Genomic DNA, 14,385 nt, shown 5'->3' with positions numbered 1-14,385 from the left:
CGTTCACAAAGTTGATGCCGGCGTCACGGTCACCTGTTCCACCAGCTTTTCCGGTTTGTCGGTATTCTTCGATCGGCAGTTGATGACTTCCACATCTTCCCCATTTTCAATGTAAATGGCAGGCCCTTCATGATTCTCAATGGTTACCTGCTGGAACAGAATGTCCCGCACATTGCCCAAATAAAAGCCGCGCTTCTGCATCTCTTCCAGGCCAGACATCATCGCCGGCAGGCCGGGAATGGCCGGTTCGGCCATGGAAATATCGATATTGGTGAACGTAATTTCGGAAATATAGCGCTCCGCCAGCCCGTACAGGAAGCCAGCCGCAGCATGGACATTGCGGGCCGAAATATGATCAAAATGAATGCGTCTGAAGCACGGCGTTTCCTCCGTGACGGGATACGGATTTTTGTCCCACACATATTTGTCCTTGCCGCGCGGGCCGCAGAAATAATACAGGTTCAGAATAAAAGGACAGATAACCTGATCCATGACGATATTGGTCACGCGGATATCTTCGATCGTGCCGCCCCGTCCCCTTCTGGACTTGAGCCGGATGCCGCGGTCCGTCTGCTGGAAGACACAATTGCTGATCGTGACATTGCGGATGCCGCCGCTCATTTCACTGCCCAGCACTACTCCGCCGTGTCCGTGGACCATCGTGCAGTTCGTTATCGTAATATTTTCACATGCAATGCGCTGCTCGCTGTCTTCCGTCCCCGATTTAATCGTAATACAGTCATCCCCCACATCAATACTGCAGTTGCTGATGTGCACATTGCAGCACGATTCGGGATTAATGCCGTCCGTATTCGGGGAATCGGCGGGGTTATAGATGAACAGATTGTCAATGGTAACATCGCTGCAGCGGATGGGGTTCACCGTCCATGACGGCGAGTTGCGCAGGTTCAGGTCCTTGAGGGTTACCCGCCTGCAGCCATCGAAACTGATCAGCTTGGGACGCGGAAACTGCAAATCCTCCGGCGCGTTCCGCTGCTTCTCCCACCAGGGCTGGCCGTTTCCCTCCAACGTGCCCGATCCGGTGAGCGAAATGTTCTCCAGGTTCTCCCCATAGATACAGGAGGCATGAACCTGGCGATTCACCCCCTCCCACCTGGATTCCACCACCGGATAATCTCCGGGTTCTGTACTGAAGGACAGCACTGCGCCTGGGCTCAAGTGCAGCTCGATATTGCTTTTCAGAAAAATGGCGCCGGTCCGGTAGGTTCCCGCAGGCACATACACCGTGCCTCCCCCTGCCCGGCTTGCCGCTTCAATTGTGTCCGCAATGGCCGCGGTGGCCAGCGCCCCGGTATCCCGGGACGCTCCATAATCTGTTATGTTATACACCTGCATTGGAGCTCTCTCCTATCTGCTGTCCGTCCGGGTCCTTCAGCTGCTCGTATTCGCAGCACGCCTTCAGGAAGGCCCCCAGCCCTTTCTGGTCATTGGTTATAATCGGCTCACTGATATAATAGGCGAACGTCCCGTCTCTCTTGTCGGCACCGCCCAGGCCTGCGACCTGGCAATTCTTATTCAGATTGATCAGCCCTTCCTTCGTTTCCGTTACAAATTCGGTGATAACACCTTGAAATGCGCGGTCGAGCGGGTCCAGCCAGCTTTGATTCAACACGCCCAGCCGAATGCCTTTGGCCATGGCGTACGTGATCATGCTTGAAGCGGATGCCTCCAGATAATTGCCCTTACGTTCCGCCTGATCGACCACCTGATACCAGACACCTGTGGCCGCATCCTGATATTTGCGCAGAGCAGTCAGCGTATCCCGCAGGATGCGGCACAGCGTATCATAATCCGGATGGCTATCAGGCAGCAGCTCCAGCACATCCGCCAGCGCCATCACATACCAGCCGAGAGAACGCCCCCAGAAATTGGGGGAGTGTCCCGTGTCCGGATTGCACCATGGCTGCACACGCTTTTCATCCCAGGCATGATACAGCAGGCCTGTGGCCTCATCCTTCGTATGCCGCTCGCACAGGATGAACTGCTTCGTGACATCGTCTAGCCCCTCACCATTCTCAAAGGTCAGCAGATACTCCAGATAAAACGGTGATCCCATATAGAGGCCGTCCAGCCAGATCTGGTATGGGTAAATCTTTTTGTGCCAAAATGCCCCTTCCGAGGTGCGCGGATGCGACTCAAGCTGTTCCCTTAATAAGGCGGCCGCCTTCTTATACTTCTCCTGCCCGGTCTCGCGGTACAGGGGAAATAACAGCTTGCCGTTGTTGATATGATCGATATTATACTCCTCCAGATGATAACCGCGGATGCTTCCGTCCTCCTGGATGAAATAGTCCATGTTATCCTGGATGAACCGGAAATATTTCCGGTCTCCCGTCTGCTTCCACATTGCCTCAAAGCCTTTCAGCACAACTCCGTAATCATAGGACCACTTGCTGTCATACCCTCTCGCCTCATACAGCCTTGGCGTGCGCTGCATAATGGAATCAGCCGTCCGTACGGCCCACTGTGTATTCAATGTCTTCCCCTCCCCGGTTTGATTATGTCATTGTATTCTTCGCTTCTCAGGGATTCGAGCTTTTGTATGCCGCCTCATATTCGCTGATGATTTGGCTCCCCCCGGCATTCTTCCAGTTCTGCACCGCCTGCTTGAATCCGTTTTCATCAATTTGGCCCATGATATACATGATGGTGGCGTCTGTGATGATTTTTTCGAGCTCTGTTCCCTTTTCATTGGCGGTTGCCGAATCCAGCGGAACACTGGGATCAAGGACGGCAAATTCCGCATTCTCCTTCACCAGCTGATTGGCCAAATCTTTATCCGGATCGGCATCCTTCAAGGAGTAGGTGACTTCACTCGGCCTGGAACTGGAAAATGGCTGTACATCCGCCTGCCACTTATCCTGATCCAGCTTTTTGAACGCCCCGTTCTCGTCGAATTCATAGTGAACGCCTTCAATGCCGCCGGTCATATACATGTACACTTCTTCATCAATCAAATCGTCCACGAACTGCAGCAGCCGCTTCAGCTCCGCTTCGGTTTTCACCTCTGACTTTGGAAACGCCAGTAGCCCTCCGACACCATTGCCCTCGGACCAGATATGATACTGACCGTCGCCTTTTGAAATTTTGTTGACAGGCACGACCTCCATCCCGTCCTGAATCCCCTTCGCCAGATTCTTCAGGTTCGCGATATCAATCATCCCGGTATAAATGCCTGTCTTGCCCTGGGCAAACTGCTGCTGCTGATCCGATTTGGCTGTCACCGCAAAGTCCTGGATCAAATACCCGTTCTCATACAGCTTCCGCGAATAATTCAGCGCTTCCCTATACTCCGGTGTATCGAATTCGGGGGTGAACTTGCCCAGTTCATCAACTTTCCAGCCGTTGGGAGCGCCAAAATAGGAGCTGATCGTTTTAAAGCTGCTGTATCTCAGATCGGAACGGTCCCCAAAGCCAACCGTATCGTCTTTCCCGTTGCCGTCAGGATCGTCCTCCGTAAAAGCCCTGGCTACCTCGTAGAGCTCATCCAGGGTCGTCGGCACTTTCAGCCCCAGGCGGTCAAGCCAGTCCTTGCGGATCACCAGTCCGCCCCGGGCCAAATCCTTCTGGAATGGTACGCCGTACAGCCTGCCTTCAATGGAGGCGGCTTTCCTTACTTCCTGCGGGATGTCCTTCAAGTGCTCGTAATCGTCCAGGTAGGGACTGACATCCCAGAATAATCCGGATTTCAGGGAACTGCGGACAGACGAGTTATCCAGCAGCGTCAAGGTAACGATGTCCGCCAGCTGTCCCGAAGCGAGGGCCGTTGTGATGCGCTCCTCCTTGGAAGCGTCGGGCACCCAGTTAAAGGTGATCTTCGTATTGGTATATTCCTCAATCTTCTTCTGAATGACATCCGTCGGCGGAGAAGCCGTGTGCAGAATGTTCAGCCAGGTCAGGGACAGGGTCGAATTCGGGTCGTAGGTTTGATTGGCGTCTGCCCCCTTCTCGCCCGCACCTCCTCCGCAGCCGGTTAAAACCAGAGCGCCGGTCAGAAGAACGGACATGCTGATAGCTAACGTTCGCTTAAAGCTCTTTTTTTTCATAGGCTCTACTCCTGTACTTAAATAGTTTTACGGGTTCACTTCCTTATAAGCGGCTTCATATTCTTCAATCATCCGGTTTCCGCCGGAATTCCTCCAGGTCTGTACCGACGCCTTGAAATCTTCCAGGCTTGATTCACCCAGAATATACTTGTACGTGGCATCTGTAATGATTTTCTGCAGCTCTGAGCCCTGTGTGGTGAAGGTTTCCGAGTCCAGCGAATAAGCGGGATTCAATACGGCATGTTTTGCATTTTCCTTGATCAGCTTATCGGATTTCTGCTTTAACGGGTCCGCATCATGGATGTCATAGCCGAACTCCTTGGGACGGGTGGAAGCAAACGGCTGCACCTCCTGCTGCCACAAATCCGTATCTGTAATCGTTGCCGCATTATCTGCATCCACCGTATAATGCGTCCCTTCGATGCCGTAAGTCATCAGTGCGTAGACATCCTCGTCCATCAGGTCATTGATGAATTTAAGGATGCGCTTCAATTCCGCTTCATCCTTCACTTCCGATCTCGGGAACGCAATGAGTCCTCCGATGCCGTTGTTCGCCGCCCAGATCGCGAGGTCGCTTTCATTGCCAGTGGAAGTAATATTGTTGACAACTTCCAACTCCATGTTGTCCTGCACACCCTTCGCCATATTCAGCAGGTTTTTGCTGTCAAATAAAGCTCCGACATAAATACCCGCTTTCCCTTGGGCAAACTTTTGCTGCTGATCCGTTTTGGCCGTGACGGCAAAATCCTTGTTAATGTAACCATTGTCAAATAGCTTCTTCATAAAATCCATCGTATCGATGTATTCCTGGGTCTCAAACTCCGGTATCATTTTGCCATCCTCGCTGACCTTCCAGTTGTTTGGCACACCAAAATACGAGCCCAGCGTCTTGAAGGCACCGTAGATCAGATCATTGCGGTCCACAAAGCCGGTCGTGTCGGCTACACCGTTACCATCAGGATCCTGTTCGGTAAAAGCCTTCGCGATGTCCATCAGGTCATCCGTCGTTTTCGGCAGCTCCAGGCCGAGCTTATCCAGCCAGTCCTTGCGGATGGTAATCCCGTTGCGGGCAAGATCCTTCTGGAAAGGAACCCCGTACAGCTTGCCGCCAATGGATGCCGATTTACGGGTATCCTCAGATATCTTCGCCAGATTCGGGAATTCATCGAGATATGGGCCTACCTCCCAGAACATGCCGGATTTCAGCGCATTCCGGACGGAGGAGTTATCAAGAATCGTCAGGGTAACGATGTCCGCCAGGGAATTGGAAGCCAAGGCCGTATTGATCCGTTCCTCCTTCGAGGCGTCCGGAATCCAGGAAAATTGAATGTCTGTGTTTGTTTTCTCTTCAATCTTGTTCAATACGGTATCCGTTGGTGGAGAAGCCGTGTGCAAAATATTGAGCCAGGTGACGGTTGCTTTTGCGTTTTCATCATAAGTCCCGGTTCCCTCCCCCGTGCTTTTACCGCCGCCGCAGGCTGTCAGCAGCAATGCGCAGCATAGGAACAAAACCGCCGTTTTTTTACCTTTTCCCTTCATCTTCACTGCCCCTTTTTATATTTTTGGTGAGACGGATACTGCTATATCTTCCTCCTCCGCCGCAGCCGCCCGTTCCATCCGGGTGAATACCTGATGGGTCATCCACATCACGAGATAGCCCATCAGGCTGGCTCCGGCAAAGGTAAGAATTCCTGGATAAAACCGCAAAATAAGTCCCCCGGATACGACGATCGCCACAAACAGCACAAGCGTATACTGCAGGTGGGAGAATCCGATTACAAACGACATCCGGATTTTGAATCCGATGCCCTTCCAATCGTAATGGACGAGCAGCGGGAAAATATAGGCAAGCGAAATCATGTACAGAAATACGCCGAGCAGCACGACTACCCGCACATACCAGGAGGAGACATACAGGAGATCAACATACAGCACATATCCGGCAAGACCGTAGATGATCCCCAGCAGCACCCCCTCCTTGAAATTCTCCCGGAAGTATCGGACAAAAGCGGGGAATATGGCCGCATCCTCATTGCCGCGAATCCACTGCCGCTGGATGCTCAGCATGGCGGCGGTCGCAGGGCCGAGACCGAATATGCCAAGGCCCAGGACGACAGCCAGTGTCCACAGCAGATTCAAATACACCAGTCGCAGCAGGCGCATACACCATTGATTCAGAGTTTCCACAAACTGGATCATCGCGCATCCTTCCCATCCTGATTAATAAACGCCATCTTCCCCGAATTTTTTCGCGAGCTTGTTGGACAAGACGACCAGGATCAAACCTACGACACCCTTGAACAGGCCTACCGTCGTACTGAAGCTTAACTGGCCGTTCTTAAGGCCCGCCGTGTAGATATACGTATCAAAAATTTCGGCAACCTCGCGGTTCAGCGAGTTCAGCAGCAGGTACATATGCTCAAAGCCGAGGTCCAGCGTGCTGCCGATCTTCAGGATCAGCAGCGTAATGATGACCGGCCGGATCGCCGGCAGCGTCACATGCCAGATTTTCCGTATCCGCCCTGCTCCGTCCATCTCGGCCGCCTCATACAGCTGTGTATCCACAACGGTGATGGCCGCCAGATAGATGATGGTGGACCAGCCAAGCTCCTTCCAGATGATCTGCCCGATGTAGACCGGACGCAGCCATTCCGGTGAGGTAAGGAAGCTGATTTTCTCACCCCCCAGACTGGCGATCAGCTCGTTGAGTACACCCCCGTCCACGGTCAGGAACACATAGGAAATGGAAACGATGATGACCCAGGACATAAAATGCGGAATATAAATGACCGTTTGCACAGCCGTTTTGAAATACCGGTTTTTCACCTCATTCAGCATCAGGGACAGAATAATAGGCAGCGGGAAGAAAATGACAATATTCAGCGCAAACAAGATCAGCGTATTGCTCAATAGCATAAAAAAGGTCGGCTCCGTAAATAACCGGATAAAATGCTTTAATCCGACCCACGGGCTGCCCAAAATACCGAGAAATGGCTGATAATCCTGAAACGCGATGATCAGGCCGCCCATGGGAAAATACTTAAAAATGATAAAATACAGCACTCCGGGCAAAACCATCAGATACAGGAGTTTGTTTCTTCGGATACTTACGAATTGACTGGCCGCTCTCTTCTTTTTTTCCATTTTCACATCCACTGCTGTAGCTGTTGAAGCCTTCACTTGGCAACCTCCTTTAGACACTCCGTTTACGTCTTCCAGCGTATGTGTTTTCCCGCATTCCGTACATAATCATTAATTGATAGCGTTTGCAAAAAGCCGTAATACCGCGGCTTTCCGCACTTCTTACCTTAGCTGGTGATTACTTTATCAGCTCATGATTATCCGCTGCCGAAAGCCCTCTGCTGTCCGTACGGCAACACCTCACAAGCTGATTATGTACGTAACCGGAGGCTCCTGATAAAGTCTACATGTAAACGAATACAGGGAGGATAACGCATGGCACAACGACTCAGAAAGAAAAACACTGTGGGCGGCCGCATCTTCACGGCGGTAAACAGTACACTGCTCATTCTCATCGCCCTTACCTGTCTCCTGCCTTTTGTAAATGTGATCGCCAGCTCCTTCGCTTCAACCCAGGAGGTGGTGGCCAAGAAGTTCATTCTGTTCCCTACCACATTCTCCTTGGATGCTTACAAGTACATCCTTTCCACACCGACCATTTTTAAAAGCCTTGGCGTATCTGTCGGCGTGACACTGGTGGGAACGCTCGTAAGTATGGTACTTACTGCATTTATGGCCTACGGATTGTCCAGAAAGTATCTGCTCGGCAGAAATGTCATCAACTTTCTTGTCGTTTTCTCGATGCTGTTCAGTGGCGGCATGATCCCGACCTTTCTGGTGGTGAAAAGCCTCGGCCTGATCGATTCCTACTGGTCCTTGATTCTTCCGGTCGCCATCAACGCCTTTAACATGATCATTATGCGAAACTTCTTTCAGGCACTGCCCGACAGTCTGGAGGAATCGGCCAAGATGGACGGAGCAACAGACTTTGGTGTGTTCCTGAAGATCATGCTGCCTCTGGCGCTGCCGTCCATTGCAACGATTTCCTTGTTTTATGCCGTTACGTATTGGAACACCTATATGAATGCCATTCTTTATTTGAACGATTCCAACAAATGGCCGATTCAGATCCTGCTGCGCCAAATCGTCATCGTCTCCAGCGGCATGCAGGCGGAAAGCACCTCCGTGGATGTCATTCCGCCGGCCCAAACGATCAAAATGGCGGTGATCGTGATCGCTACCGTTCCGATGCTGATCGCATATCCTTTTGTGCAGAAGCACTTTACGAAGGGCGCACTGCTGGGAGCGGTTAAAGGATGATGGTTTTTTAGATGAAGGATTTTTAAAAGAAAAAGAAGTCTTTTCTTCCGCACGGATCTGCAGAAGCGAAAGGCTTCTTCTTTGTGTTTCTGATTGCCTCAGTTGGCCTGCTTCATTTTCCGGTAGGCTCCGGGCGTGACATGCTCCTTCTTGCGGAAGGAGCGGATAAAGTTCTGCGGATTCTGATACTGGAGGCGCTCGGCGATTTCCTTGATCGTCATGTCCGTATCGATCAGCCACTTCTTCGCCATATCCAGCCGGTAATTCATCAGATAGTCGCTGAAGGTCGTGCCGAATTCTTTTTTGAAAATGCTGCTCAGGTAGTTCGGATTATAATGCAGCCGGTCGCCGATCATTTCGAGCGACAGCTCATGGTCGTATTCGGCGCGCACGATAGCGGCAATCTTCTCTGAAAGGGAGCGGAACTGCTGGTTTGTCTTCTCCTTCATACTGCGAACCATGGGGAAAATCACCTGCTCCACAAGCAGGCGCTCCACCTCTTCGGGATTGCGGATGCTCAGCACTCGCTGGTACAAGGCGTGATTGTCCTGGGTCATCAGCACATCAATGCCCAGCACCTGCTCCAGCTGAATGAGGTTGTTCACGAGCCGTACGAGCGTGACCTCCAGATGGACGGCATTTTTGTTATGCTTCATCAGCTCCGCCAGCAGCGGATACAGCGCACGGGACACCTGCTCCTCATCCCCGAGCCGGATGGCGTCAAACAGCTGCGTCTCCAGCTGCACAGGATAATGCAGCAGCACCGGACCGGAGACGACCTTGGTGATGTCTTCATAAAAGATAATCGACTCCTTGCCCAAATTCAGGCGATGGTGCAGAGCCTGCTTGCTCATCTCACAGGCCTCCTTGCTCTGCAGCAGGTTGCCGTACGATTTGCTGATCCCGATGCTGATGGAGCATTGCAAATACTCCTTCACTGTGCGGATCATCGTTCTGGCATATTCCAGCACCTGCCGCCGAATCTCCTGCTCGTTGTTTTCCGCAAAGGCCACAATGGTCGCCTGGGTGTCATCATTCAGGATGATCGGAAGCAGCCTCCGTTCCGCCGGAATGACCTCCTCCACCACCTTGTTCACGGCAAGCAGCAGGACATCCTTGTCGGACGCCTCCCGCTTGCCAAGGTTGTCGAGCTGGACAAGCATCGTCACATACACCCGGCTGCCCAGCACGTTATAACCAAATCTCGGTAATTTGTGCTCCAGCTCCTCCCTGGTGACACGGTTACGGAACAGGTTGAGGATCAGCTGCGTCTCCAGCTGGGGCAGCTCCGACTGAACCAGCGTTTCAAGGCTTTTCTTCTCCGTAATAATCGAATCGATGGAGTTAATGATCCAGTCGATTTCATTGTTGGACGGAAATTGCGGGTCCTCCGGCAGACTGCGTTTGATGCGCAGAATCGGCTTGGTAAAATATACGGAAATCGCATAAGCAACCGCGGCGATAAACAGCATCAGCAGCAGCCCCATCGTAATGAGACCGAAACGGGTCATCTTTAAGGCGTCGTTCACTTCCTTCTGGTCCAGCAGGGTGATATAGGTCCAATTGTTGTAAGCGGATTTGGCGTAAAGCACCTTTAACGGCGCCTCCTTGGAACGGGCCAGAGAAAGCATCCCCGCGTCCTTCTGCGCGGCAGCTGTGCTGGAGATCGTACGCAGCTGATCAGCCGTTAACGAGTTTGCTCCCGGATCGGTTTCATACATCAGATCGCCCTGCCTGTTGGCAATAAAGACGGCTGGATGGTCCCCGGTCTTGATCATGCGGTCAAGCGTCTCCAAAGAAATATCCGACAATGCGATCGCCTGCTTCTTCGTGGAGAAAGCAGGCAGCGTATTTACAAAACGAATGCCAGTATCCGTCTTGAGCCAGAATAGGCCCTGCTTCTGATTGTTGATGTATGTATCATATAAACGGTCCAGATCCTCTTGTGTAAGATGAGAGAGACTGCCGTCCGATAGCTGCCATTTCTGCTTCAGGCTGATCAGCGTATAGGTCGTTCCTTCCATACCCATCGAAGCGATGTAGTTGAGCTGTGTATTGATGTTCCGGTAGGCGACAAAATCCTTCTCGGTGATGGGGTTTTCGACCACCTCGTTGAAGGATTGGGTTGTGCTGTATGTGCTGAAAGCGTATTCAATCGTTTGGATTTTTTGCTCCAGGTTATTTTTGATTTGTCTGATGTAGCTCTCTTTGCTGTCCGCCAACCGGTCAACAACGGAATTCATGGTATGGTAGTAAATATATATTTCAAAGCTGGCGACGAGTCCAATGCCCAAAACCAGAATCGGAATAAAAATTTTGTAAAACATAACCCCTTTTTTCATTGCGATCCTCCATTGGTACGTGTAATTATATGTAATTATAGCGTTTCCAATGTGAGGAAGCTATGATAAACTTCAAGAACTTGGCGTCAGATCATGAATTTTTCACACACAAAAGTGGGCAGCAATGCCTAATGACATAAGTCCTCCTTTCGTATGTTCTGAGGCGCTCCGAGAACGAAGCATTCCTACAATCGCTGTTGACCCCAAATTTCAATGAACTATTCTTTAAGAGGAAGAAATTTGGTGCCAAAGGCGAACGCTCCGCTTTTCCGGAATTGCTTCGTCCTCTCCGCTGCCCCGTGCATACCCCTGCTTAAAGCCATAACCTGGCTGAGTGATCTTTATTGCCCCTGCCAGGTTAAGGAATTTGGTGAGATAACAGTGAAGTAATAATGTTTTTGCCCTGAAATAGGAGCATTCTCCCGACTGCCTCACGCCTTGAAGCACCTACAGAATTAGGCCAACCAGAAGTTTCTGGCTGACCTGATAATACGAAATCACAAGATACAATCGTCGATATCCATAAAAAATTCCAATCTGGTCAAAAGCCTAAGAACAGGAGCAAGCATTCCGCTGTTCTCGACCTTTGTCCTTCGCACCTACGCATCCCGCATTGAATGAAGCTTATCTGCCGTCTAGCAAATTGCCCAGGCCTCCGAGGATACTGCCTTCCTCCTTGCGCCCGCCGCTGCCTGCTGCGGAAAGAATGCGATCCGCCATTCTGCTGAACGGCAGTGACTGCACCCACACTCTGCCCGGACCGCGCAGCGTGGCGAAGAACAGCCCCTCGCCGCCAAAGAGCGCCGACTTGATCCCTTTCACCATCTCGATATCGTAATTCACAGAGGAAGTCATCGCCACCAGGCAGCCGGTATCCAGCCGCAGCACTTCTCCGGGCTGCAGCGTCTTCTCCATCACATAACCGCCTGCATGTACAAAAGCAAGACCGTCGCCCTCCAGCTTCTGCATAATAAACCCTTCACCACCGAAGAAGCCCGCTCCCAGCTTCCGCTGGAATTCAATACCCACTGAGACGCCTTTGGCCGCACAGAGAAAGGAATCCTTCTGGCAGATGATTTTACCGCCGTATTGAACCAGATCGATCGGAATGATCTTCCCCGGATAAGGTGAGGCAAAGGTGACGGAGCGCCGCCCGGAACCGCCCGTATGCGTGAATATGGTCATGAACAGGCTTTCCCCGGTAAGCACCCGCCGGCCTGCCCCCATTAGCTTGCCCATCAATCCACTGCCCTGACTGGAGCTGCCGTCCCCGAACACAGTTTCCATGCGGATTTCCTGATCCATCATCATGAAGCTGCCCGCCTCGGCCACGACACTTTCACCTGGATCCAGTTGAATCTCCACACACTGCATTTCTTCGCCCATAATCGTATAGTCAATCTCATGCGCCGCCATTTCATTTCCTCCCCGATCTCGTCATATGTTACTTTGCACTTATTCAACATTGTTCAATACGTTCGTTCATTGAAATCTGTTTCGTTTATGCAAAGAACAGAGGAAATTCACCCACGCCCTCACCTTTTTCAAACAAGAAATCGCAGCAGCATGGCGATTTCTTCTTATTAATCAACAAAGTAAGGGGTACGCACGGATTTCACAATTGGGGATTGCACGCAGCAGCGGAAAGGACGAAGCAATTCCGGAAAAGCGGAGCGTTCGCCTTTATCCCCCAATTTCATCCGCTAAAAATATGAACAGAAATTGGGGGATAACAGCGATTGTAGGAATGCTTTGTTCTTGGAGCACCTCAGGAGCACCTTAGTAGCACCCCAGGACCGCCTCAGAACAGCCAAAGTGCGCTACCCCTTAACCGCCCCCAAGGCCACGCTGCCGATAATCTGCCTGGAGAAGACCGCAAACACAACAATGATCGGCACGATGGAGATTGCAACTCCCAAATAGAGCAGGCCATAGTCCATCCCGTAATATCCTTGAACAAGCGCGACCAGCACGGGGAGCGGGTATTTCTCCAGCGAAAAGAACAGTACCAGCGGTGTAAGGAAGTTGTTCCAGGAGCCGATAAACGTAAATATGCCCAGAGCGGCAATGGCCGGTCCCAGAATGGGCAGCACAATGTAATTGAAGGTTCTGAACTCCCCTGCGCTGTCCACCCTGGCAGATTCAACAATTTCGTCCGGCACGCTGCTGTCGATAAATTGTTTGATAAAAAAGACATTAAATGCATGTGCCGCAGCCGGCAAAATAAGCGCCGCATAGCTGTCAAGCAGGCCCAGTGTGCTGAAGAGCCGATACATCCCGATGAGGGCCAGCTGCCCCGGCACCATCATGGTCGCAAGGAGGAACAGGAACAGCCAGTTCCGTCCCTTGAATTTATACTTGGCGAACCCGTAAGCCGTCAGCGCGCCGACATACAGAGACAGCACGGTCGAAGCGCCGGCAATAAACAGGCTGTTGGCAAAGCCGCGCCAGATGTTGATTTTGGAGGCCATATTGGCATAGTTTTCAATGAGAAACTGTCCGGGAAGAAAAGTGAATGTTGATGCGATCGTGGCATTGTTATGGGTGGCGTAAATGATCATTAAATAAAACGGGATGATACACAGGATGGCAAGCAGGACAAGAAAAAAATATATGATCACTTTACCGGCCGTCAGCCCTTTTGTGCTGGCTTTACGGGAATAAGCCAGACTTTGCTCCAATGTTTTAGCCGTTTGCATACATTGCCCCCTCCCTTATGATCTGCTCTTCCGGTTCGTCATGACAAAAGACACGACGGATAACAAAATAATGATGATGAACAGACAAAATGCAATCGCCGCCCCGTAACCGAATCTCGTGCTTTGGAAAGCGACATTGTACAGATACATAATGCTTGTCATCGCCGCCCGGTCCGGCCCTCCCGATCCGTTCGTCAGAGTGAACGGCTGATCGAAGATCTGAATGCCGCCAATGATGGAGGTAATAATCTGAAACAGGATGATGGGGCGCAGCATGGGAATGATGATGTGCAGGAAAATATGCTTTTTCTGCGCACCATCGATGGCAGCCGCTTCCTGCAGAGCCGGGTCGATGCCTTGCAGACCTGCCAGATAGATAACCATGGAGTAGCCGAAATATTGAAAAAACAGAATGGCTGACACAATAAGCCGCATGAACCAGGGATCATTTTTCCAATTGATAGGTTCATGGATCAGGCCTGACTGTACGAGAAAATGATTCAAGCCTCCCGACTGCCAGTCAAAAATGAGACTGACCAGCAAGCCGAGAGAAGCCGCCGTGACGATGTTGGGAAAGAAATAAACCGCTCTAAAGAAGTTCCTGCCCTTCAGGAGCTTGTCATTAAGGATAAATGCAAGCACGAGCGATACCGTAAGCTGCGGAACAACGGAAATGCCCCAGATGAACAGCGTGTTAAACAGGGTCTTGTAAAACAGGGGGTCCTGCAGAACTGCGACATAGTTGCCGATACCGACAAATTGGGGCGAAGTGATTCCATCCCAGTTGGTGAAGCTGATATAAAGGGAATACAGGATCGGATAGAGTCCAAATATGAGAAAGATGATGAAAAAAGGAGCAATAAAGTAATAACCGTAATGGTCTTTGCGTATGGATTTGGCAAACATGGATTTGTACCCCCGTCATCGGATTCGAAT

Annotated in this window: 11 protein-coding genes; 1 reads left to right on the top strand and 10 read right to left on the bottom strand. The window is 51.2% G+C overall.

Annotation, left to right across the window (positions count from 1 at the left end; translation table 11 throughout):
• Nucleotides 1-3: 3 nt before the first annotated feature.
• From ACE5KN_RS23820 to ACE5KN_RS23795, 6 genes are read right to left on the bottom strand one after another with little or no spacing between them, the layout of a single operon-like run.
• Nucleotides 4-1,356 (bottom strand): glycoside hydrolase family 28 protein, encoded by a 1,353-nt coding sequence (locus ACE5KN_RS23820; protein WP_375527761.1) that lies wholly within the window; start codon nt 1,354-1,356, stop codon nt 4-6.
• Entirely contained in the window at nt 1,343-2,497 is a 1,155-nt protein-coding gene (locus ACE5KN_RS23815) for a glycoside hydrolase family 88/105 protein (RefSeq protein ID WP_375527760.1), read from the bottom strand. Before ACE5KN_RS23815 ends, ACE5KN_RS23820 begins: the two co-directional genes overlap by 14 nt.
• Nucleotides 2,498-2,543: 46 nt before the next feature.
• A complete protein-coding gene (locus ACE5KN_RS23810; RefSeq protein ID WP_375527759.1) occupies nt 2,544-4,067 on the bottom strand; it encodes an extracellular solute-binding protein in 1,524 nt (507 codons plus the stop codon).
• A 27-nt stretch (nt 4,068-4,094) separates the two neighbouring features.
• Nucleotides 4,095-5,606 carry an extracellular solute-binding protein gene (locus ACE5KN_RS23805; RefSeq protein WP_375527758.1) on the bottom strand — a complete coding sequence of 504 codons (1,512 nt, stop codon included), beginning with the start codon at nt 5,604-5,606 and terminating at the stop codon, nt 4,095-4,097.
• A gap of 15 nt (nt 5,607-5,621) precedes the next feature.
• Nucleotides 5,622-6,266, bottom strand: coding sequence for a YesL family protein (locus ACE5KN_RS23800; RefSeq protein WP_375527757.1), 645 nt, complete (start codon nt 6,264-6,266; stop codon nt 5,622-5,624).
• 21 nt (nt 6,267-6,287) lie between these two features.
• Nucleotides 6,288-7,211 (bottom strand): ABC transporter permease, encoded by a 924-nt coding sequence (locus tag ACE5KN_RS23795; RefSeq protein ID WP_375527785.1) that lies wholly within the window; start codon nt 7,209-7,211, stop codon nt 6,288-6,290.
• 312 nt (nt 7,212-7,523) lie between these two features.
• Between ACE5KN_RS23795 and ACE5KN_RS23790 the strand changes: the two genes are divergently transcribed.
• Nucleotides 7,524-8,408: a carbohydrate ABC transporter permease gene (locus tag ACE5KN_RS23790; protein ID WP_375527756.1), complete on the top strand. Its 885-nt coding sequence runs from the start codon at nt 7,524-7,526 to the stop codon at nt 8,406-8,408.
• A 98-nt stretch (nt 8,409-8,506) separates the two neighbouring features.
• Here ACE5KN_RS23790 and ACE5KN_RS23785 read toward each other — a convergent pair whose 3' ends face one another.
• From ACE5KN_RS23785 to ACE5KN_RS23770, 4 genes are all read right to left on the bottom strand, one after another.
• Nucleotides 8,507-10,750 carry a helix-turn-helix transcriptional regulator gene (locus ACE5KN_RS23785; RefSeq protein WP_375527755.1) on the bottom strand — a complete coding sequence of 748 codons (2,244 nt, stop codon included), beginning with the start codon at nt 10,748-10,750 and terminating at the stop codon, nt 8,507-8,509.
• A gap of 624 nt (nt 10,751-11,374) precedes the next feature.
• Complete coding sequence (locus ACE5KN_RS23780) at nt 11,375-12,166, bottom strand: TIGR00266 family protein (protein ID WP_375527754.1); 792 nt, start codon at nt 12,164-12,166, stop codon at nt 11,375-11,377.
• 404 nt (nt 12,167-12,570) lie between these two features.
• Nucleotides 12,571-13,449, bottom strand: coding sequence for a carbohydrate ABC transporter permease (locus ACE5KN_RS23775; RefSeq protein ID WP_375527753.1), 879 nt, complete (start codon nt 13,447-13,449; stop codon nt 12,571-12,573).
• Between the two features lie 15 nt (nt 13,450-13,464).
• Entirely contained in the window at nt 13,465-14,355 is an 891-nt protein-coding gene (locus ACE5KN_RS23770) for a carbohydrate ABC transporter permease (protein ID WP_375527752.1), read from the bottom strand.
• Nucleotides 14,356-14,385 lie beyond the last annotated feature (30 nt).

This window comes from Paenibacillus terreus (assembly GCF_042138595.1).
Lineage (GTDB): Bacteria > Bacillota > Bacilli > Paenibacillales > Paenibacillaceae > Paenibacillus > Paenibacillus terreus.
Note: the sequence above shows the minus strand (reverse complement) of the source record. Positions and strands in the feature narration are given on the sequence as shown.

What these genes read in the sequence shown, in the direction of transcription:
- ACE5KN_RS23820 (WP_375527761.1), bottom strand. Translation starts at nt 1,356, where the DNA reads ATGCAGGTGTATAACATAACAGATTATGGAGCGTCCCGGGATACCGGG.
- ACE5KN_RS23810 (WP_375527759.1), bottom strand. Translation starts at nt 4,067, where the DNA reads ATGAAAAAAAAGAGCTTTAAGCGAACGTTAGCTATCAGCATGTCCGTT.
- ACE5KN_RS23805 (WP_375527758.1), bottom strand. Translation starts at nt 5,606, where the DNA reads ATGAAGGGAAAAGGTAAAAAAACGGCGGTTTTGTTCCTATGCTGCGCA.
- ACE5KN_RS23800 (WP_375527757.1), bottom strand. Translation starts at nt 6,266, where the DNA reads ATGATCCAGTTTGTGGAAACTCTGAATCAATGGTGTATGCGCCTGCTG.
- ACE5KN_RS23795 (WP_375527785.1), bottom strand. Translation starts at nt 7,211, where the DNA reads ATGGAAAAAAAGAAGAGAGCGGCCAGTCAATTCGTAAGTATCCGAAGA.
- ACE5KN_RS23790 (WP_375527756.1), top strand. Translation starts at nt 7,524, where the DNA reads ATGGCACAACGACTCAGAAAGAAAAACACTGTGGGCGGCCGCATCTTC.
- ACE5KN_RS23785 (WP_375527755.1), bottom strand. Translation starts at nt 10,750, where the DNA reads ATGAAAAAAGGGGTTATGTTTTACAAAATTTTTATTCCGATTCTGGTT.
- ACE5KN_RS23780 (WP_375527754.1), bottom strand. Translation starts at nt 12,166, where the DNA reads ATGGCGGCGCATGAGATTGACTATACGATTATGGGCGAAGAAATGCAG.
- ACE5KN_RS23775 (WP_375527753.1), bottom strand. Translation starts at nt 13,449, where the DNA reads ATGCAAACGGCTAAAACATTGGAGCAAAGTCTGGCTTATTCCCGTAAA.
- ACE5KN_RS23770 (WP_375527752.1), bottom strand. Translation starts at nt 14,355, where the DNA reads ATGTTTGCCAAATCCATACGCAAAGACCATTACGGTTATTACTTTATT.